The following is a 20,391-nucleotide window of genomic DNA, read 5'->3' as shown; positions in this document are numbered from 1 at the left end:
AGTGGTAGCTTTGAGAACGGAAATACAGGAAAAGCTGGCGCGGGTGCGGCAGTACCTGGAAGAAAATGCATACGACGGAGTCTTATTTACCACCAATGAAAATTTCTGCTGGATGAGCGGAGGCAAATACGCGTACGTGGATAAAGGAACGGGAGCGGCAGCGTCAAAGCTTTTGATTACCATGGACCATCAGTACGTGATCTGTAATTCCAGTGAACAATATCGAGTTACGCAGGAAGAACTGCCGCAGCAGGAGTTCGAGTTAATCTCCTTTCTGTGGCATGAGTCGGAAGAAGAAGTGCTGAAACCCTACCTGGAACAGAAGAATATCATCAGTGACAGCGGTATGTTCGGCACACCTGACAGAGGGGCCAAGTTTCAGGAACTGCGCTATGTGCTGACCAGGGAAGAACTGGAGCGCTATCGGATGATCGGGCCGGAGAGTGCCGGGCTGCTGGAAGAATCCTGCCGGCGTATTCAAAGGGGCGAGACGGAAGCGGAAATCGCAGGACGTACAACGGGAATGCTGATGGCAGCCGGATATCAGGTTCCGGTATGCCTGGTAGCGGCGGACGACAGACTGAAGAAATACCGCCACCCTATCCCCACCCAGCACAGGGTCAGTCAATACGCCATGGCAGCCGTGTGTGCCCAGAAGTACGGGCTGACTGTATCTATGAGCCGGATTATTTCATTCGGGACGCCGGACCGGGACAAAGAGAAACGGATGGACGCGGTGACAAAGATTGATGCGGCTTATATCCGCGGCACAGAACCGGGGATTCCGGTCAGAGATGTACTGCAGGCCGGTTATGATGCTTATAAGAAACTGGGATACGAGGAGGATTTTCATCTTCATCATCAGGGAGGCCCGCTGGGATATCCGACCCGTGATTTCTGCACCACCTTCCGGAACCAGGAAGTGGTACTGGGCAGACAGGCATTTTCCTGGAACCCCACTATCGCGGGTGTCAAGTCGGAGGATACCTTTCTGGTCACAGATGACGGTCAGGAGATTATTTCCCATACCGGGGGCTGGGTCTACCGGGAGGTTACCTGCGGTGATAGAGTCCTCCTGCGGCCGGACATTCTGGTGCGGTAAATTAAAAAGGGTGAATGATGGCGCAGTAAATGCGCCACTGGAGGTACGGTTGAACAAAATGTTCACCCATACCTGAACTTAGGCGCAGTAAATGCGCCACTGGAGGTAAATATGGGAAATTGTTATCGGGAAGAGTTAGTTGGCGTGTTCGGATGCCCGATCGATGAAAATCCGACCGTGGTGGTTGCGCAGGCGGCCTTTGAAGATCTGGGTATCCCATATCGATATTTGACAATCCTGGTACATCCGGAGGATTTAGGTACCGCCATGAGCGCACTGAAAGCGTTGAACATGAAAGGAATCCATCTGACCATACCTCATAAAGTGGAAGTGCTGAAATACCTGGATCATGTGGCTGAGGATGCTCAGATCATGGGTGCAGTCAATACGGTTTATGTAAAAGACGGGGAATTGTATGGGGAAAATACGGATGGAAAAGGATTTTTGACCTCGCTGAAAGAGGAAGGCGTCTCCATAGAAGGGAAAACCGCCATGCTTCTGGGTGCCGGCGGGGCATCAAGAGCAATTGCCGTAGAACTGGCCAACGCAGGAGCCAAAAAGCTACTGATCGCAAACCGTCCCGCATCGGGACGGGGAGAAGTATTGACTGCTCTGGTCCGCGAGAAAACGAAGGCTGAAGCGGAGTATATATGCTGGGATCACAAGCTGTCGATACCGCAGGAGGTGGATATCCTGGTGAACACCACGAATATCGGGCTGTATCCGGATACGGATCAGAAGCCGGATGTGGACTATAACACAATTTTCCCCCGGATGGCCGTGTGTGATGTGATACCGAATCATCCCCATACGTTATTTTTAAAGGAAGCTGAGAAGAGGGGAGCCAAAAGCATCGATGGACTGGGCATGCTGGTTAATCAGGCGATCATCAGCTTCCGGTTCTGGACGGGCCGCACATGCAGCGCGGAGGTGATGCGTAAAGCTCTCAGCCGGGAATATGGGATCGAATAAGCAAAGGAGGCGTTCTGATGATCGCACTGGCGAGTGACCATGTGGGAATAGAATTAAAACGGTCTATTATAGAATATCTGGATGAGAATGGATATCCCTATCTGGATTATGGGACATATGACACCGTCCGCTGTAATTATCCGGAATATGCGCTGAAAGCGGCCAACGCAGTGGCCAGCAAAGAGTGCGACCGGGGAATCTTATGCTGTGGAACCGGAGTGGGCATTTCTATAGCGGCGAACAAAGTGAAAGGGATCCGCTGTGTGGTTTGCAGTGATCCGTATTCCGCGCTTCTCTCCAGACAGCACAACGATTCGAATATGCTGGCTATGGGTTCCCGTGTGGTGGGAAAAGACCTGGCACTGATGATACTGGAATGCTGGCTTAACGGGGAGTACGAAGGCGGAAGACATGCGGTGAGAGTTCAGGAAATATCTCAGATCGAGACAACCGGAGAAATCGAAGGGGTTAAAGAAACCGGAGAAATGGAAGAAACCGGATAAATGGAAGAAACCGGATAAATGGAAGAAACCGAAGAAATTAAAGGAGCCAGATAAATGGAAGGACCAGAGAAGTGAAAGGAGCCATAGGTATTCATCAGGAAAGACCTGACGAACGAAACAAAGATGGTATGGAAAGGTAAGGTTGAGAACATGGAACATCTATCCTATATGGAACTAAGAGAACAGATGGCGAAGGTAGCCCACTATATGTGGGACAGGAGGCTTACAAACGCGGCCGGAGGGAATTTTGCTGTCCTGGCGGAAGAAAACCGTGTACTGATTTCTCCGTCCCTGATGTCGGAGCGGCATTTCTGTGAGATGAAACCGGAGGATTTTCTGCTGATCGATTATGACATGAACGTACTGGAGGGCACTGGAAAATTGTCCCGGGAAGGATATATGCATGTTCTTCTGCTTAAGAATTTTAAAAATATCGGCGCTACGATTCATGCACATCCTCAATATTGTATGGCTTTTGTGGCCCAAAGTAAGCCAATTCCCAACATCACAGAGGCCACTATGAAACGGGGACCGGTGGAATGTATTCCATATACCCAGGCCTATACCACGAATCTGCATGAAGAGGTATACCGATACTTTGATGCGCGCCGGGAACTGGCGGAAAAATATCCAATAGGCGCGATCATGCCGTTACACGGTGTGGTGGTATCGGGCTCGGATCTGTTCATGGCGTATAGTATGCTGGAACGGATCGAGGCCGACGCTATGTGTAATATTTTCCGGGATCAGGTCAACAGCTGTGACTGCGTTCCCGGACTTAAGGGTTGAAAATGTGCAGTAAATGCGCCACTGGAGGGAAATATGAACGCAGTAGAACTGGCTTATGAAGCTGCCAAAGAGCGCTACGCGCAAATTGGTGTGGATACACAAAAAGCGTTGGAAATTCTCGGGAGAACCCGGATATCCTTTAACGCATGGCAATTTGATGATGTAAAAGGCTTTCTGAAAAAAGATTCGGCCATGAGCGGCGGGATTCTGTCTACGGGAGGATACCCCGGCGCGGCAGCTAATCCCGATCAGCTGCGGCAGGATGCGGATATGGCATTTTCCCTGCTGCCAGGGAAACATAAATTAAGCCTGCAGGCGACTCAGGTGGATACGTCGGAACAGATCGACTTGGATGAGATCGAGCCTAAGCATTATGAGGCCTATGTAGAATGGGCGAAGGAGCGGGGAATCGGTCTGGATTTTAATCCAAGCTGTTATTCCCATCCCAATTCAGAAAATGGGTTTACTCTGTCCAGCCGGGATCCGGACATCCGTTCCTTCTGGATCGAGCATTGTAAGCGTTCCAGCCGCGTCGGTGCTTATTTCGGAAAAGAATTGGGGATCCAGGCAGTTACCAATCACTGGATCTGCGATGGATACAAAGATTATCCGGTAGACCAGGAGGCTCCGAGACGCAGGCTGATGGAAAGCCTGGATCAGGTATTTGCCTCGCCGGTGGACCAGAAATTAAACCTGGATACCCTCGAAAGCAAACTCTTTGGAATCGGGGTGGAAGCTTATACGGTAGGATCCCATGAATTCTACATGATGTACGCGGCAAAACGGAACAGAAGCCTGTGCCTGGATGCCGGACATTTTCATCCGACCGAGGATGTGGCCAACAAGATCAGCTCCGTCATGCTGTTCTCGCAGGAAATGGCGCTGCATGTGACCAGACCCATGCGTTGGGACAGCGACCATGTAGTTTCCTTAGATGATGCGACCCAGTCGATGCTGACGCAGGTAGTACGCGGGGGATGGCTGGAGCGGATCCATATCGGAACCGATTATTTCGATGGCAGTATCAACAGGATCTCTGCCTGCGTGATAGGTATGCGCAACAGCATGAAAGCGCTGCTGAAGGCATTGCTGGAACCGACGGTGATGCTGCAGGAATTGGAGGAACAGGGTGATTATACGAGCCGGCTGTCCTGGCTGGAAGAGCTGAAAACCTATCCCTATGCGGCTGTTTGGGACTATTACTGTTATGTGAACAATGTACCGGCCGGCATGGAGTGGATGAGAGAAGTGCAGAGATATGAAAAAGATGTACTGGCTGTGAGATAGGTTGAGATAGGGGTAATTAGGATTAAAATTTACGCATGCAGTAGATTACGGAATTACACGAATATTAACCATCCACCTGCTCCTGAACAAAGAAGAAGGGCCGTCGTACCAGCTAAATTATTTAACTGTTACGACGGCCCTTTTTTACCTCGGACGAGTTGAGTTGTCTTTCCCTGCCAAATGAATAGGATAAAAGTTTTGCTTAATGTGGTTTATGCTAAAAAGCTGATTGTTGTGTGAAATCGCCTGCATCTGTCCCAGTTCTTCTTTTCCAGGAATACCGCCGCGGTCCAGCTCCTGCATCAGGTTTTCCAACATTTTCACTTATTTATTTTATCGATGATCGACAAGTCAGGCGGCAAGGAGTAAAATAATTATATCTGTTCGTTAGGATGCGGACAGTTCAAATTAAGAAAGGGGATTACAAGCATGATAGACCAGACAGTGACGCTGAATAACGGAGTGAAAATGCCGGTGCTGGGATTGGGAGTATATTTGGCGACGGATGCTACAAAGATGCAGAACGCTATCAACTATGCCATGGGGGCAGGATACAGGAGCTTTGATACCGCTCAGATGTATCATAATGAGGAACTGCTGGGAGAGGCGCTTGAACTTAGCGGTATACCCAGAAAGGAATACTTTTTGACAAGCAAGGTGGACACCTGCAATATGGGATATGAAAATACCAAACGCACCTTTCAGGAAAGTCTGGAGAAGCTCAGAACCGATTACTTTGACTTGTTTCTGATCCATTGGCCAGGACAGCGCAAAGAGCGGCTGATCGAGTCCTGGCGCGCGCTTGAGGAATTATACAAAGAGGGAAAGACCAGAGCGATCGGCGTGTGTAACTGTCTGCCCCGGCATCTGAACTGGATCATGGAAGAATGCGAAGTGGTTCCGGCGCTGAATCAGATCGAGCGGCATCCATTGTGGAACCCCGCGGAACTTTTTACCTGGTGTAAGGAGAGGGGAATTCAGCCTGAGGCCTGGGCCCCCCTGATCAGAGGAAGCTTTGATATACCGCAGATTCAGGACCTGGCCGCTAAATACAAAAAGACAGGGGCTCAAATCATCCTGCGCTGGGACGTGCAGAGCGGTTATGTGGTAATCCCGAAATCCGTGCACAAGGAACGGATTGTTGAGAATGCGGATATCTTTGATTTTAAGTTGGAGGAAGAAGACATGAAGGTGATAGACGGCCTTCACACAGGTTTTACGACAGGATGGGATCTGGAAACCTACGACTATGAATAAAAAAAGTGGCTCTGACAAAATACGGTATAGTCGTTCATGGCTATGCCGTATTTTGTTCCTTTTTGCATCATCTAGGTCAGGGCGGCAGGCTGCAACAAGAGGCAAATATGCCACATAGGTTTTGTGGGTGCTGTCATTGGCTTTTGGAGTCTGCATATCCGTAAGAATTGAAATTTTGGATATAGCAATGTGTTCAAACAGAAAATCCAGCGTCATATTGCCGAGGTATTCTAATTTTTCCTTTCCGAAAAACAACAGCGGCAGAAATTTCTCCCCGCCGCCTTTCCTGCTTATGCGAAGATGATTTCCTCATTCACAATCTCTCTTGCACACGCCCGTATGTTATTCATTCTTCCGACCAATTCCAAGGTATATTCTGCCTTTAGCTTTTCTGCCTCTGTGAGTAGTTCAAAAAATTATGGGGTATTAGGGGCTTTTGCCCCCAACAAGCGAATTCGGATAACCAAATTCAGTGCTTGGTAAGACGTAATCTGTCGTAGCTATCTTTAATAGCTTGACAATCATTATATATATTTAATTTGCCTTTTATGGTCAATCATATTAGCTTCTTCTATTTAACTACCCATTTGTACAATTCAAAAGCGTTCAGTTAACTATTATTGACTCTAAGTCAAAAAGTGGATATAATATAGTAAAGTGCCCTATTGGTGATAAGAAATCGGGTCAGTTAAGTAGAGGTGAAAAAATGCTTCTGAAAAATGATTTTGAAATTTTGAGAAAGCTGTTTAGCAAACACAATTATATTATGACTACCGCTGAACTAACAGCTTCAAAGCTATATTACGCAGATATAAAACAGCTTATGGATGAAGGTCTAATTGAAAGAGTAAAGCGGGGCTACTATCATTGGATTGAGGACTTTGGAGAAAGCGAAATTGTAATTATCAATCGTCTGTTCCCCGATGCAGTGCTTTGTATGGAAACGGCTCTTTTTTACTACAGATACAGCGAACGAAATCCTGCCGAGTGGAATTTTGCAATTGATAAGAATGTTTCAAAATTGCGTACTAAAATTGATTATCCATTTATTAAGGCGTACCGTGTTGAGCCTGCATTGGTTACACTTGGAGAAACCAGAGGAAAAATTGATTCTATTGATGTCCGTATTTATGACCGTGACCGTACCATTTGTGATGTGCTGCGAAATATGAATAAGATGGATAAAGAAATTTTTAATAAAGCAATACAGGGTTATGTAAAAGACCCCAAGAAAAATATACCAAATCTTATGGAATATGCAAAAGTATTGCATGTGCAAAAGCGAGTAAAAGAAATGATTGGAGTGTGGTTGTGATGGCTGATATTGCAGCTTCAGTTCTTGTGAAACTTAAAAACAAAGCAAAGGCATCTGATATCAGTTATCAGCAGTGCTTACAGCTTTTTGTACAAGAGGAATTCCTGCGTAAACTTTCAAAATCTGGATATGAGGATAACCTCATTCTCAAGGGCGGTCTGTTTATTTACACCCTTACCAATTTTGAGAGCCGAGCTACGATTGATGTGGACTTTCTTCTTCGGGCAGCTTCTAGTTCGATTGAAGATGTAAAGGTGCTTATAGGGAAGATTATCAATACGCCTACGGGCAATGATTATATTTTTATGACTGCTAAAGGCTTTGAGGAAATTTCACCGCAGAGAAAATATCACGGTATTAGTGCACAAATTATTGCTCAGATAAAAAATGTCCGTGTCCCCTTTAATGTGGATATAGGTGTGGGTGATGTCATTGTGCCTTGTGCTGAGGAACGGGCAATTAACACTCAGCTTCCTGACTTTGAAGCTCCTATTATCAAAACCTACTCTCTCGAAAGCACTATCGCAGAAAAACTCGATGCAATCCTGCAACGATTAGAGCTGACAGGTAGAATGAAAGATTTTTATGATATTTATTATCTGGCACGAGCTTTTGATTTTGATGGGGAAAAATTGCAGACGGCAATTTTTGAAACTTTGCAGAGGAGAGGAACTCCCTATGACCGAGATAGCTTCAAACGGATTATTTCACTTGCCGAAGCTGAAGATATGCAGAAACGATGGAAATATTTCTTGAAAAATATTAAAGATGATTCTCTTGAGTTTGCTGTCGTAATTGATGAGATACAGAAATTCCTTGAGCCTGTGTTTGAGGCAATAGTGAATGAAGATGAATGGCAAGAACAGTGGAACAGCAAAAATTTACTATGGATGGTGTAATGGTTTGTGGCGAAAAGGAGCATTGTGTCTTGAGATAAATACAATGTCTGCTTTTCAGCCAGAGCCTTATAGTGTTGATAAACGATCGCTGTATCGTATAAAAAGGAAATTAATTGGCTTGAGTTAGCGGCAAAAAACAGGTATGTTATTTTACCAGAATCAGTCTTTGGACAGGATCAGGAGTGCGGTACCTGTGGCAAAGGTAATCTTCGCTTCCTCACAGACAAATGCGTTGCTGACACCCAGCGGAAAATCGTTCGTCAAAGTGGCATTCTGAAGTGGATATTTTAAACCGGTATAATAAATCCCGGTGCAGGCTTCATTGAGGGAGAACAATGAGAGCTTATACCCCTTCTTTTCTTTCAGATGATAGGTTCCGGGAGAAAGGACGCGCGCCGTATTCTGAGCATCGGCCATCTCCATGAGGACGCCATGGTTATGGGCATAAAGCAGAGTCTGAATATTAGCGATGGTGTGGTCCAGACGCCCGCCGATCCCACCGATCATAATAAAATCCCGGTAACCCAGTTCCATCCCGTATTTCAGGCACAGCAGCGTATCGGTGTCATCCTTTTCTACAGGAACACGAATAATATCCGGACAGGTTACCTGAGACCGTTCCATGGAATCGAAATCGCCCAATACCGCATCAGGCGTAATTCCCTCCTGACGGGCCAGCAGATAGCCGGCATCCGCGCAGATAATAAAATCCTCCGGCATAGGGAGGTAAGAATCCTTTATTTTACCAGTATGATACGCTGTGATGATAATACAGCGGGCCATAAGATCACAACCTTTGTAATTTAGATTTACACTATTGTTTATAGCTATGAGCACTTAGCGCCGTATTTTGGCGCTTACGTGCGATGCATGAAAAATAGTCAGCGAGGCTTTTTTGAGCGCTACTATTTTTTATATAGTAACACATTTTCCGGCTTTCGAGAAGCGCTAGTTTATTTGCATTAATGTACAGGCTTATCTGTAAAATTATGTAATCTTATCCGTAATATATGTAATCTTCAGTAGACAGATATGTGGGATGAGGGTAAGACTAAATTATATAGGGAATCGGAACAAGACAGGTACAAAAATATCTGTTTCAAAAGAAGAATATAGAGGAAGAACATAGAGTAAGAACATACGGAAAGAATATTTAAAAAGTACGTTAGAAAGGGCCGCATTACAGTGGTGTAATGGAATGGTGTAATGGAAGAAAATGATTTATTTGAGAAGTTTTCGTCTGTCCTGTAAAACAGTGAGGGATCCCTATATATATCCGTATCATGTATTTGCAGGTAAGGCAAAGGATTGGATATTGTTTGACAAAATCACAATTTTATACGGCGATAACGCTTCCGGAAAATCTACCATGCTGAATATTCTGGCGAATCAGCTGCAGATAGAAGGGAAGGAAAATGCGACCCATAATCCATGGGACCCCTATTTTGACCAATTTACGAAGGAATGTTCCTATGGGCTTGGAGAGGATGAATATGGCAGAACCATTTCAAAGATTCCGCCTGGCAGCCGCTATATCAAAAGCGAAGATATCATGTATGAGATTAAGAAAATCCAGCAGGAGACCGTGCTTCAGGAAGGATATCTCTATGAACATGCCAAAAAAGGATGGACGAAAGAGCAGCGGGACGAGTATAAAAATTCCTGGGAAATGAAAAGGGATATGGAAAATATGATCTATTCCCAGGAAAAATATTCAAATGGAGAAACCGCATTACAAATCTTTGATGATTATCTGAATATGGATGCGCTATATCTGCTGGATGAACCTGAGGTCTCTCTGTCTCCGAGAAACCAGGTGCGATTGGCGCAGCAGTTAAACCAGGCATCCCGGTTTTTAGGCTGTCAGTTCGTCATTGCAACCCATTCCCCATTTTTGCTGGGAACGCTGGACGCGAAAATATATAATCTGGATTCTCCGAACCTGGATGCCTGTCAGTGGCATGAACTGGAAAACGTCCGGTATTTCTACGACTTTTTTAAGCAACATGAGCGGGAATTCCAGTAAATCCGAAATCCAATCAGCGAATACGCCAGTCAGCAAAAAAAAGCTTGACTTTCAGTTAACTTTAACGGTTATGATAAAGTCAGTAGAATATTAAAGAAGAGGAGAAGGTAGATATGAATAATTTTACGTTTTACAGCCCGACGAAGTTCGTGTTCGGTCAGGGAGAAGAAAAAAATGCAGGAAGTTATGTGAAGCAGTTTGGCGGCAGCAGGGTCCTGATCCATTATGGCGGCGGTTCGGCAGTCCGTTCCGGCCTGCTGGACCGGGTCAAAGCATCCCTGGATAAGGAAGCCATCTCTTACGTCGAGCTGGGAGGGGTAAAGCCTAACCCCAGAAGCGGGCTGGTGTATGAGGGGATCGAGCTCTGTAAAAAGGAAAAGGTCGATTTTATACTGGCCGTAGGAGGCGGCAGCGTAATTGATTCCGCCAAGGCCATCGGGATTGGAACCCTGTATGATGGTGATTTCTGGGATTTTTACAGTGATAAGGCGGTAGTGGAGAGGACACTTCCCATTGGTACCGTGCTGACTATTGCGGCAGCGGGAAGTGAAGGATCTGACGGCAGTGTGATCACTCTGGAAGAAGGTATGTTTAAAAGAGCCTGCGGCAGTGATCTGATCCGCCCGAAATTCTCGATCCTGAATCCTGAGCTGACTGAGACACTTCCGGCTTATCAGACAGCCTGCGGAGCAGTTGACATTATGGCTCATGTATTCGAACGGTATTTTACAAATACAAAGGATGTGGAGATTACGGACCGGCTGTGTGAGGCTGTTCTGCTGACCATGACCTCGGAAGTGCCTAAGGTTATAGCGAACCCGGAGGATTACCAGGCCCGCGCGAATATTATGTGGGCCGGTATGATCGCCCATAATGATATCTGCGGCGCCGGCCGGGAACAGGACTGGGCCAGCCACAGCCTGGAGCATGAGCTGTCCGCGTTATACGACTGCGCGCATGGAGCCGGACTGGCAGTGATCTGCCCTGCATGGCAGGAATATGTCATGGATCACAATGTGGCCAGGTTCGCACAGATCGCCGTGAGAGTCTGGGGCTGCCAGATGGATTTTGCTCATCCGCAGATTACGGCAAAAGCGGGTATCAATTCCCTGAGGGAGTTTTGGAAATCAATTGGGATGCCGGGGAATTTTGCAGATTTGGATGCCAGAGAAGAAGATATTCCGAAGCTTTTGGATACCCTTCAGATTGACGGAAGTACTCTGGGGAACTTTGTGAAACTGAACCGGGATGACTGCGAAGCGATATACCGGATTGCCTGCCGGGCTTAGTTACACACAGCTGGCATAAGTGCTGACGGTGTCTGCGGATGATTCGGTATGTAAGTTAAATAAAACCTGATAAAAGGCCATGTATGGCAGTGCCAATCGCTGCTGTACATGGCTTTCCCTTTTTAGTGATTGGAAACGTGTACTATGTGTGGCACCCCGCGATACATGCCCTTCGGGTGAGAATGCATGCCTTTCGGGCGGGGCGCAGTATAGCTGCTCCATAAGGTATAGCCCGGATTTAAACCCATCACCTTCCCCGCTGCCAGTATATTCATAATTTCCTAGCTGGCAGCAAATACCTGGTTACTATGCCTGTATCATAAGTTTAATTTTACTGTGAAGATACATATCAGGACTTGTATTTTGACTGGGATTATCGGACAATAAAAGTCAAATCATGTCGAATGGTCGGACGTGATGACGGTATCGTTAAAAGAGTACAGGATTGAAAGCCGTGGATTACGGTGCAAGGGGAGGAGACTAAGTTGTGAAAATTATCATATCACCTGCGAAGAAGATGAACATCAATACCGACGATATGGAAGTAAAAACAAGCCCTATTTTCCTTGAAAGGGCGATTGTGCTTATGGAATGGATCCGGGGAATGTCCTACGAGGAAGCGAAGAAGCTGTGGGGCTGTAATGACAAGATCGCGGCGCTTAATTATGAGCGGTTTCAGACAATGGATCTTAAGCGTGGGCTGACTCCGGCCCTGCTGGCTTATGAGGGAATTCAGTATCAGTATATGGCGCCTCATGTCTTTGAATATGACCAGTGGGATTATGTAGAAGATCATCTTAGGATCCTGTCCGGATTTTATGGGATACTGAGGCCGCTTGACGGTGTAGTCCCTTATCGCCTGGAGATGCAGGCAAAAGGCCGTCCGGGCAGAAGCCCGGACAGAGGCCCGGACAGTAGCCCGGATAGTATCCTGGACGGAAGTCTATACGGCAGAAACCTATACGGGTTCTGGAAGGACGATATCTACCAGGCACTGGCTGCAGATACAGACTGTATCGTGAATTTGGCTTCCAAAGAGTATTCCAGATGTATAGAAAACTGGCTGGAGGATGGGATCACCTATGTAACCTGTGTGTTCGGGGAAGAGAGAGACGGTAAAGTCATTCAGAAAGGGACTCAGGCCAAGATGGCCAGAGGGGAAATGGTCCGTTATATGGCGGAAAGACAGATTACAGACTGGCAGGCTATGAAAAGCTTTAACCGGCTGGGATACACATACTCCGAGAAGTTTTCGGATGAGGGGCAGCTGGTATTTCTTAAAAGTTAAACGGAAAAAAGCAAAGGTGGACGTGTCCCCCTTCTTCTTCTGTTTTTCGGAGGCTGATTATCCTGGGAATATAGTTTAACAATTAGATAATAATTTAAAAGTAATTTAACATACGAACTGATATAATCAGGTATTAATAGCATGCAGTAATGCTGTTTTTACAGATAAGACACGTGAATGGACTGCGGGGGTACAAAAAGATGTTTCCCCATACCTTCGTGTTGCATGTGTAAAAGAGTTTCGCCTGCGAAACTCTCAGCCTGCGGCGGGCCGCGCAAGCGGCATCTTCCTTTCCGCCGCAGTGCGATCCCCGCGAAGCGTTTTTTATTTCATAGGAGCACTTTCCTATGAAATAAAAAAAGGTTTCGTGAACCTTTTTCCGCAGAATTTAAGGCACAGTAAACGCGTCACAGGAGGTAAAGATGGATAAGTTTGAAATTAAAGATGATTTTTATTTGGACGATAATCGAATTAAAATTATATCAGGAGGTATGAATTATTTTCGGGTTCTGCCGGAGTATTGGCGTGACCGCCTTGAAAAATTAAAGGCCTTGGGCTGCAATACACTGGAGACCTATATCCCCTGGAATCTTCATGAAAAACAGAAAGGGACTTTTGATTTCAGCGGAATGCTGGATATAGCCAAATATGTTAAAATGGCACAGGAACTTGGCCTTATGGTAATTCTCAGGCCTTCTCCCTATATTTGCGGAGAATGGGAATTCGGCGGGCTTCCTTATTGGCTTTTGAAGGAAGACGGAATGAAATTAAGATGTATGTATGAGCCGTATATCCAGCATATCCGGGACTATTACAAGGTACTATTTGAAGTGATAGCGCCATTGCAGATCACAAGGGGCGGCCCGGTAATCCTCATGCAGGTGGAAAATGAATATGGCTATTATGGGGATGATGCGGCTTATATGGAATTCATTAAAAATCTGATGATAGAAAATGGATGCGAAGTTCCTCTTGTAACATCAGATGGTCCATGGGGAGAGGCTTTTGATTGTGGAAAAGCACAAGGAGCTCTTCCGACAGGAAACTTTGGGTCAAAGGGGAAGGCCCAATTTGAAGTCATGAAGAAAAAAATAGGAAATAAACCTTTGATGTGTATGGAGTTTTGGGTTGGCTGGTTTGATTTTTGGGGTGGGGAGCATCACATTGGCGATCTGGACGGCCATCTAAAGGATCTTGATGATCTCCTTTCAGAAGGACATATCAATATCTATATGTTTGAAGGCGGCACGAATTTTGGCTTCATGAATGGCGCAAATTATTACGAAAAACTGGAACCGGATGTGACTTCTTATGACTATGATGCGTTGCTGACAGAGGATGGCCGAATCACACCTAAATATAAAGAGTACCAAAAGGTCATTGGTAAGTATATGGCTCTGCCGGAGGTTCACTTAAGCTGTCATATAGAAAGAAGAGCGTATGGCACGTTCGGGGTTACAAGAACCGCCGATTTGTTCCAGAACCTTGACAATCTAACCGCCCCCGTGGAAAATCTTTATCCGGTATGCATGGAAAAATTGAACCAGGGATATGGTTATATTTTATATGAAAGTAATCTGCCGGAATTAAAGCGCCTGGAAAAAGTACGCTTATGGAAAGCAAATGACAGAGCAAATATTTTTTTAGACGAAAAACCGGTCCTCACACTTTATGACAGGGAACTCCTGTCCGGGCACGAGCTTAAGAATGCGGTATGTTCCAATGGTAAACTGGATATTTTAATGGAAAATATGGGGCGTGTTAACTTTACACCTATTATGGAAGAGCAAAGAAAAGGTATAGATGGAGGAGTACAGGTAAACGACCGCCTGCATTTCGGCTGGACGATCTATCCATTACCCATGGAAGATTTGACAAATGTGGATTTTGGCGTTCCTGCGAAAACGGGACTGCCTGGCTTTTATGAATTCCAATTTGAAATTGATGACCCGGCGGATACCTTTTTGGATACAGATGGCTGGGGAAAAGGCATTGTTTTTGTCAATCATTTCAATATCGGAAGATTTTGGGAGATCGGGCCGCAAAAAAGGCTCTATGTGCCGGGGCCCCTTTTAAAAAAGGGGAAAAATACTTTAGTAATATTTGAGACGGAAGGCAAGGTATCCGGCTCCATCCAATTTTATGACGAACCTGAAATATAATTTATATTAGGATTCGATCAAATAGGGACGCACGTTCCTATGGAAGAATAAGAAAACGCTGGCGGAATACATGCCAGCGTTTTCTAATGGTTTTACATATTTGCAACAGATTGCTTTAACAGCTTTTTATATTGGCTTGGAGTATAGCCAAGATTTTTCCGGAAAACGGTGGTGTAGTAATTTACACTGTTGTATCCCACCAATCCTGCGATATCCGTTATCGAATAAGTTTTATCTCTCAAATATTCCTGACTTTTTAAAAGCCTGTAATTTGTCAGATACTCAAATGGTGTGCAGGAAAAGACACGCTGAAATAGTCTGCTGCATTCGGACTTGCTGATACTGCCGCTTTTGGCGATATCGTATAAAGAGATATCATATTTATAATTTGTATGTATAAACGATAATATCTGATTGGTCAGATCTTCATCTTTAGAAGAAGACTTTGGGTTGTAATAATGGGTATCCTGAACACTGCCATAAATGTTCGACCAGATATTAATAAAATGCTTATGTATATCTAATTCATATCTAAGGGAAGGCCGGGTTAACAATTGGATCGCAGCTTCAAGCTCCTCCATAATACTTTTTCCATAGGGCGTCTCTCTATTCAAGATCATAAATCCATTTGATACCGCTTTAATAACAGCGAGATAATATTTATGAAACAATATGGATCTGCTGTCTCCATAAATGAGCTGCGGGCTGATAATAATCGTCCGATATATCCCACACTGGTTCCCATTTTTTTTAACCTGATGGAGTTTATTTGGAAATATAATATACCCCTCATTTTCGTGAATCGTGACAACATCTTTTTGTACTGTCAATTCAATGGAACCTTTTTGAACAATGGCAAACTCTAATTCAAGCTGCCAATGCCAATCCACAACGTGATTCACACATTCATCGATGTTATCATAATAAAGCTCACAGGGAAATCCATTTGTTCCATAAGGAAAAACTGCCTGGTTGCCGGAAGTTACAGAAACATTTTTTTTGTTATGGAATTCATTGCACATAAAATCACCCGCTGTAACATGAACTGTTTTTGTATTAATTGATCGCTTCAAATTTCCACTGCTGGTTGTCATAAGCATGATAATCATATTGGTCAATATTATTGCCGTTCGTCATATCCCCATTTTTTACACCTAACGCCTTGTTGCTGTTTTTATTAACAATACTAAAATAGCCATTGTTCAAGTCAACAATTTGCCATAGCTGATTATTATCGCCATTTGGCTGCCATAACTTCATACTTGTGCTATTAGCAGTGGATGCGCCAGGTACATCCAGCATTTTGGATGCATTGGTATTGGCTATGTAATATTCACCGATATCATTGACGATGAATTTCCAACCTTGGCTGACGCTGCTGCTGTCTGCATCCATAATAATAATATTAGCGCTGTTATCAGGTGAGGAGTTCTCTACATCGATGACTTTCGTATTATCGCTTTTGTTTATAATTTTGTAAGTCGCATTTCTGTTAAATGCAGGCGCAGTATTAGCAGTGGCGTTGCTGATTACATAAGTGGTAATTGATTTAGGGGCAGTGGTAACCTGTAACGTATTGTTTTGAATGCTGATGTCATCCAGCTGAGCCAGATTCTCGGTAAGGGAAGTCCGATATGCGTTGGCGCTATTACCTACCGTCGAAAATTTGGATAAATCGACAGCATAATTGTTTTGAGAATCAGAATCATTAATGACGACCAGCGTCAGTTCATTTGTATTCTTATTTAATGCGGCAAGCATATTAGAATCATTTGCACCGATGATCGTGGAATCCGGCCTGATAAATTTGGAATAATTAGCCATTCCATAGTACTGTTTTGTTATATCATAGGTCTCTTCCCCTTCGAAGCTTGCGTGGATAAAGCCCCAATTATTCACATTGAATTCTTCTTCAACAGCCTGCCAATATACCCAGGTCTCTGCCTGCATGTCCCGAACGTCATCCCGGATTTTATGTGCCAGTTCCAGAGCGCTTTCAATAGCGTTATGGTCGTGATCACCTACACCCAGACCGTATTCTGATTGGGAGATCCGTTTATCATTACATAAGGCGATTGTATTGAGATATAAACGTTCTGTTCCGTAATAGGAATGGGTATTGATTTTATCGATGCTGGATTTCGCAGCACTGTCATAGGAATTCCAGGATGATAACGTGGAGTTGAATTCAAATCCCTCTGGCCCGGCAAGCGTTACATTAGATAATCCTTTTGCATCGAAGGTTTCAGCCAACACCTTAAAAAAGTCATTCTGTTCCTGCTGGGTATAATGACAACCTTCCTGCCGGTTGTTTACTTCCCACCATGGTCCGTTAGGCTCGTTGATCGGGGAAATAGAATCAAAGGTAATATTGTATGTATTTTTAAATAACAGATATACCTCCGATAAATAGTCGGCAAAGTCATCATAATATTCAGGCTTTAAATTGCTGGCTCCATCGACATTCCCAGCAGAGCATCCACTATAGGTCATCCAATAAGGCGGAGTTTTTGCGAAACCTTCGACGATGTTGACGCCGCGTGCAATTGCTTCGTTTAATACATAGCGCTGCGTTTCATCGGCAGTATAATCCCATACTCCGGGCTCCGGCTGATAACCCTCCAGGTTCGCGCCGTTTCTCATATGAGTATGCGTCGGGTCATCGCCCCCGCCGATATTGTACCGCGCTACATTGAACCCTAATCCGTCAGTTTCATCAAATATAAGGTCCAGTATTTCGCTTTGCTTTGTAGTATCCTGCCATCCGCCGATGGCATTACCCCACCAGGACAGAGAAGTTCCCCAGCCTTTGAAGGTTTGAAATTCATTCTCAGGACTAATTGTTACAGTGCTTTGTGCCGAAACACCAGAACTGGCTGATACACTGGAAAGCATTGTAGTCGTTAACAGAACAACCATAATCAGGAAACAAAATCCTTTTTTCACATTTTGCACAATAGAACCCTCCTTTTAATATGCATTTCATACATTTTGACAATGCTTATTGACACCTGAAAATTTCTATGCTACAATGTAAACGTTTACAAATCCTGGTAAAATTATACTATATAATGGAGGTCATGTCAATGTCACGATTTAAAAAAATGAAGGTATTTATGATCGCAGCAGCCATGATGCTGGCGTTATCGGCGTGTGGCTCATCAGCAGATCAAACAAAAGAGACAAATACTACGGATAGCAAGACAGAGGAAAAAGATAGCAGTGCGAGCGCTGCCGATTCAGGGAATGAAAAAGTGGAATTAAGATTTTTGTTATGGGGAAATCAGGAGGAAATTGATAGAAAAACACAGTGGACGGAAGAGTTCAACGCGGAAAATGATAAAATCCATGTGAACCTGGAAGCGATCCCGGAAGGTTTCCATGAGAAACTAACGGTACAGATTTCATCCGGGACCTTAGCCGATCTGGTACAGATAGCCGGAGACTTCGGAGGTGAATACTTCAAGGATGGATTACTTGCTCCATTGGATTCTTACATCGAAAAAGATGGATTACAGGATGCCTGGGTTGACAGTTTAATGTCCGGATTGTCTTATAATGGAAGTGTCTACGCCGCGCCGACCTCCTTTAATTCCGGGTTCATTATCTACAACAAGACTATGTTCGAGGAGAACAATATTCCGCTTCCGACAAATGATTGGACGGATGAAGAATTTTTAGCAGCTGCAAAAGCGCTGACAAAAGGCGAGGGCGATGACAAGGTTTGGGGAGTAGATTTTTCATCCTGGTGGGCATATTCACTGGCCAGAAACTTATATGACGGCTACAAAGCCTGGGATTGGGAAACCGGAACTATGACTGCGGATACCCAGGGATTCAGAGATGGCGTCCAGTATATCACGGACCTATACCAGGTGCATAAAGTATCACCGACTCCGACCATGGCTGCTGATGTTGGCGGAACATTCGAAAACGGCAAATTTGCAATGACAATAGGGGCTTCCTGGGATATGGCAAGCTTCAACCAGGCAATCGGTGATAACTTCGAATGGGATATCGTAACATTTCCGACGAATTCTACTTATGGACAATGGAGGTCTCCGCTGTGGACTACCGCAATCGGTATGTCGGCAGATACACCTTATAAAGATGAATGCTGGGAATACATAAGCTATATGTCTGCACAGGATAAGGTACAGGGCGAAATGGAACTCATTGGTTTACCTGCTCTGAAATCGATCAGTGAGGACAGTGAATTCATGAATACGATACCGGAAGGCTGGAAGCCGTTTAACAAAGCCGTATTTTACGATGCGCTTGATTATGCGGTAGACGGTGTGGTTCTCAATGAAATACAGGATGAAATTATAAAATATGAATTAGAATTACTGTTTGCGGGGGAACAGGATATAGATACTACATTAGAAAATATACAGACGAAGGGTCAATTAAAATTAGACCGGATGAAAGAAGAATAATCTGATTTTGTCGGTAGTCTGTAATATTCTGATTAGGCAGAGGTTTCAGAAGCTGCTGCGGTGGCTGCAGTTTCTGAAGGCCTCAGGCCTGTGTTACGGGTATGACTGATTTAGAAATTTACTAACTGAGTAGTCTTTCCTGACTACACCATTATGATACTGGGATGGTTATATATGAAATCTAGAAGAAAAGAAGCAAAATATTTTTACATGTTTATTTCCCCGTGGTTAGCGGGATTTTTTCTATTGACTTTTATACCGTTAATCTATTCTTTATATCTGTCACTGACACAATATAGCGGAAGCGCGGCGCCGAATTTTATAGGCCTGCAAAATTATACGGACATCTTATTCCATGATGATTTATTTATAAAAAGTCTGATTAATTCTTTTCAATACGCAATCATAGCAGTGCCGACAAGTTTGACGCTGGCTTTAATCATAGCATTTTTGCTTTCCAAAGAATCGAAAGCAAGTAATTTCTTTCAAATCGTCTTCTATTTTCCGTCCGTAGCGGCAGGAGCCGCAGTATTTACGGTCGCAAAGTTTTTGCTGAAAGGGGAAGGCGGTCTGCTCAATTATATTTTATCGTTTTTTGGGATACAGGGACCCAATTGGTTAACAGATTCAAAGTGGGCAATGACCGCGCTTGTGTTGGTTAATTTGATATTCTGCGGTTCACAAATGCTGATATTTTTGGCCGGTATTAAACAAATACCTGTCTCCTATTATGAAGCCGCAAAAATTGATGGAGCAGGCAGTATGAAATGCTTCTTTAAAATAACACTGCCCTTAATTTCGAATGTTTTCGTATTCAATCTGGTTATGGGAATTATAAACGCTTTTCAGATATTTGTGCAGCCATTAATTATGACAGGCGGGGGACCGTTCAAAAAAACTTATATGTATGGAATGTATATCTATGACAGCGGTTTTAGCTTTGGCAGATTCGGATACGCCGCATCTCTTGCCTGGATCATGTTTTTGATTATATTATTCATCAGTATGTTTATATTAAAATCGTTGGAAAAGCGTATGAATTACGAAGATTAGGAAAGGCGGG

The 20,391-nt window shown here is 44.4% G+C and carries 18 protein-coding genes and 1 pseudogene; 14 read left to right on the top strand and 5 right to left on the bottom strand.

Translation table 11 applies throughout. From position 1 onward, the window contains the following. Nucleotides 1–10: 10 nt before the first annotated feature. The 5 genes from KTH90_RS09940 to KTH90_RS09920 all read left to right on the top strand — a co-directional run bounded on the left by KTH90_RS09940 (nucleotide 11) and on the right by KTH90_RS09920 (nucleotide 4,653). Nucleotides 11–1,102 carry a M24 family metallopeptidase gene (locus tag KTH90_RS09940; RefSeq protein WP_238726716.1) on the top strand — a complete coding sequence of 364 codons (1,092 nt, stop codon included), beginning with the start codon at nucleotides 11–13 and terminating at the stop codon, nucleotides 1,100–1,102. Nucleotides 1,103–1,213: 111 nt separating this feature from the next. Next, nucleotides 1,214–2,074 carry a shikimate dehydrogenase gene (gene aroE, locus KTH90_RS09935; RefSeq protein WP_158351222.1) on the top strand — a complete coding sequence of 287 codons (861 nt, stop codon included), beginning with the start codon at nucleotides 1,214–1,216 and terminating at the stop codon, nucleotides 2,072–2,074. A 14-nt stretch (nucleotides 2,075–2,088) separates the two neighbouring features. Beyond that, nucleotides 2,089–2,577, top strand: coding sequence for a ribose 5-phosphate isomerase B (gene rpiB, locus KTH90_RS09930; protein WP_158351221.1), 489 nt, complete (start codon nucleotides 2,089–2,091; stop codon nucleotides 2,575–2,577). A gap of 150 nt (nucleotides 2,578–2,727) precedes the next feature. Next, nucleotides 2,728–3,366: a class II aldolase/adducin family protein gene (locus tag KTH90_RS09925; protein ID WP_158351220.1), complete on the top strand. Its 639-nt coding sequence runs from the start codon at nucleotides 2,728–2,730 to the stop codon at nucleotides 3,364–3,366. 33 nt (nucleotides 3,367–3,399) lie between these two features. After that, nucleotides 3,400–4,653, top strand: a complete 1,254-nt coding sequence (locus KTH90_RS09920) for an L-rhamnose isomerase (protein WP_158351219.1) — start codon at nucleotides 3,400–3,402, stop codon at nucleotides 4,651–4,653. Between the two features lie 144 nt (nucleotides 4,654–4,797). On the opposite strand, the gene KTH90_RS09915 is transcribed toward KTH90_RS09920, so the two are convergent. Beyond that, nucleotides 4,798–4,956: a hypothetical protein gene (locus KTH90_RS09915; protein ID WP_238726714.1), complete on the bottom strand. Its 159-nt coding sequence runs from the start codon at nucleotides 4,954–4,956 to the stop codon at nucleotides 4,798–4,800. A gap of 126 nt (nucleotides 4,957–5,082) precedes the next feature. On the opposite strand from KTH90_RS09915, the gene KTH90_RS09910 reads away from it, so the two are divergent. Beyond that, the gene (locus KTH90_RS09910; protein WP_158351218.1) at nucleotides 5,083–5,910 is read left to right on the top strand and encodes an aldo/keto reductase; all 828 of its coding nucleotides are present in this window, start codon (nucleotides 5,083–5,085) and stop codon (nucleotides 5,908–5,910) included. A gap of 290 nt (nucleotides 5,911–6,200) precedes the next feature. Here the strand turns inward: KTH90_RS09910 and KTH90_RS09905 are convergent. After that, nucleotides 6,201–6,302 (bottom strand): annotated as a pseudogene (locus KTH90_RS09905) (TnpV protein); the annotation flags it as partial. Nucleotides 6,303–6,616: 314 nt separating this feature from the next. Between KTH90_RS09905 and KTH90_RS09900 the strand changes: the two are divergent. Beyond that, entirely contained in the window at nucleotides 6,617–7,225 is a 609-nt protein-coding gene (locus tag KTH90_RS09900) for a type IV toxin-antitoxin system AbiEi family antitoxin domain-containing protein (protein WP_158351217.1), read from the top strand. Continuing rightward, a complete protein-coding gene (locus tag KTH90_RS09895; RefSeq protein ID WP_158351216.1) occupies nucleotides 7,225–8,124 on the top strand; it encodes a nucleotidyl transferase AbiEii/AbiGii toxin family protein in 900 nt (299 codons plus the stop codon). Before KTH90_RS09900 ends, KTH90_RS09895 begins: the two co-directional genes overlap by 1 nt. Before the next feature lie 159 nt (nucleotides 8,125–8,283). On the opposite strand, the gene KTH90_RS09890 is transcribed toward KTH90_RS09895, so the two are convergent. Beyond that, on the bottom strand, nucleotides 8,284–8,907 hold the full coding sequence (locus KTH90_RS09890) for a thiamine diphosphokinase (RefSeq protein WP_158351215.1): 624 nt from the start codon (nucleotides 8,905–8,907) through the stop codon (nucleotides 8,284–8,286). A gap of 532 nt (nucleotides 8,908–9,439) precedes the next feature. Between KTH90_RS09890 and KTH90_RS09885 the strand changes: the two genes are divergently transcribed. The 4 genes from KTH90_RS09885 (at nucleotide 9,440) to KTH90_RS09870 (ending at nucleotide 14,889) form a co-directional block, all read left to right on the top strand. Further along, nucleotides 9,440–10,150: an AAA family ATPase gene (locus KTH90_RS09885; protein ID WP_330655970.1), complete on the top strand. Its 711-nt coding sequence runs from the start codon at nucleotides 9,440–9,442 to the stop codon at nucleotides 10,148–10,150. A 113-nt stretch (nucleotides 10,151–10,263) separates the two neighbouring features. Then, a complete protein-coding gene (locus tag KTH90_RS09880) occupies nucleotides 10,264–11,439 on the top strand; it encodes an iron-containing alcohol dehydrogenase (RefSeq protein ID WP_158351213.1) in 1,176 nt (391 codons plus the stop codon). Nucleotides 11,440–11,926: 487 nt separating this feature from the next. Beyond that, nucleotides 11,927–12,727, top strand: a complete 801-nt coding sequence (locus tag KTH90_RS09875) for a YaaA family protein (RefSeq protein WP_158351212.1) — start codon at nucleotides 11,927–11,929, stop codon at nucleotides 12,725–12,727. A gap of 422 nt (nucleotides 12,728–13,149) precedes the next feature. Next, nucleotides 13,150–14,889 (top strand): glycoside hydrolase family 35 protein, encoded by a 1,740-nt coding sequence (locus KTH90_RS09870; protein ID WP_158351211.1) that lies wholly within the window; start codon nucleotides 13,150–13,152, stop codon nucleotides 14,887–14,889. Nucleotides 14,890–14,981: 92 nt separating this feature from the next. Here KTH90_RS09870 and KTH90_RS09865 read toward each other — a convergent pair whose 3' ends face one another. Next, complete coding sequence (locus KTH90_RS09865) at nucleotides 14,982–15,962, bottom strand: helix-turn-helix transcriptional regulator (RefSeq protein ID WP_238726713.1); 981 nt, start codon at nucleotides 15,960–15,962, stop codon at nucleotides 14,982–14,984. Beyond that, complete coding sequence (locus KTH90_RS09860) at nucleotides 15,946–17,844, bottom strand: glycoside hydrolase (protein ID WP_158351209.1); 1,899 nt, start codon at nucleotides 17,842–17,844, stop codon at nucleotides 15,946–15,948. The genes KTH90_RS09865 and KTH90_RS09860 overlap by 17 nt, the downstream gene beginning before the upstream one ends. Before the next feature lie 131 nt (nucleotides 17,845–17,975). Between KTH90_RS09860 and KTH90_RS09855 the strand changes: the two genes are divergently transcribed. After that, nucleotides 17,976–19,328 carry an ABC transporter substrate-binding protein gene (locus KTH90_RS09855; RefSeq protein WP_238726712.1) on the top strand — a complete coding sequence of 451 codons (1,353 nt, stop codon included), beginning with the start codon at nucleotides 17,976–17,978 and terminating at the stop codon, nucleotides 19,326–19,328. 174 nt (nucleotides 19,329–19,502) lie between these two features. Then, on the top strand, nucleotides 19,503–20,381 hold the full coding sequence (locus KTH90_RS09850) for a carbohydrate ABC transporter permease (protein ID WP_238726711.1): 879 nt from the start codon (nucleotides 19,503–19,505) through the stop codon (nucleotides 20,379–20,381). The last annotated feature ends 10 nt before the right edge of the window (nucleotides 20,382–20,391 follow it).

It is taken from the genome of Diplocloster modestus (assembly GCF_019042245.1).
Lineage (GTDB): Bacteria > Bacillota > Clostridia > Lachnospirales > Lachnospiraceae > Diplocloster > Diplocloster modestus.
This window is presented reverse-complemented; position numbering and strand designations above follow the sequence as displayed.

Excerpts from the sequence above, each read along its gene's own strand:
- aroE (WP_158351222.1), top strand. The coding sequence starts at position 1,214 with ATGGGAAATTGTTATCGGGAAGAGTTAGTTGGCGTGTTCGGATGCCCG.
- KTH90_RS09925 (WP_158351220.1), top strand. The coding sequence starts at position 2,728 with ATGGAACATCTATCCTATATGGAACTAAGAGAACAGATGGCGAAGGTA.
- KTH90_RS09920 (WP_158351219.1), top strand. The coding sequence starts at position 3,400 with ATGAACGCAGTAGAACTGGCTTATGAAGCTGCCAAAGAGCGCTACGCG.
- KTH90_RS09915 (WP_238726714.1), bottom strand. The coding sequence starts at position 4,956 with ATGCAGGAGCTGGACCGCGGCGGTATTCCTGGAAAAGAAGAACTGGGA.
- KTH90_RS09910 (WP_158351218.1), top strand. The coding sequence starts at position 5,083 with ATGATAGACCAGACAGTGACGCTGAATAACGGAGTGAAAATGCCGGTG.
- KTH90_RS09900 (WP_158351217.1), top strand. The coding sequence starts at position 6,617 with ATGCTTCTGAAAAATGATTTTGAAATTTTGAGAAAGCTGTTTAGCAAA.
- KTH90_RS09895 (WP_158351216.1), top strand. The coding sequence starts at position 7,225 with ATGGCTGATATTGCAGCTTCAGTTCTTGTGAAACTTAAAAACAAAGCA.
- KTH90_RS09890 (WP_158351215.1), bottom strand. The coding sequence starts at position 8,907 with ATGGCCCGCTGTATTATCATCACAGCGTATCATACTGGTAAAATAAAG.
- KTH90_RS09880 (WP_158351213.1), top strand. The coding sequence starts at position 10,264 with ATGAATAATTTTACGTTTTACAGCCCGACGAAGTTCGTGTTCGGTCAG.
- KTH90_RS09870 (WP_158351211.1), top strand. The coding sequence starts at position 13,150 with ATGGATAAGTTTGAAATTAAAGATGATTTTTATTTGGACGATAATCGA.
- KTH90_RS09855 (WP_238726712.1), top strand. The coding sequence starts at position 17,976 with ATGTCACGATTTAAAAAAATGAAGGTATTTATGATCGCAGCAGCCATG.
- KTH90_RS09850 (WP_238726711.1), top strand. The coding sequence starts at position 19,503 with ATGAAATCTAGAAGAAAAGAAGCAAAATATTTTTACATGTTTATTTCC.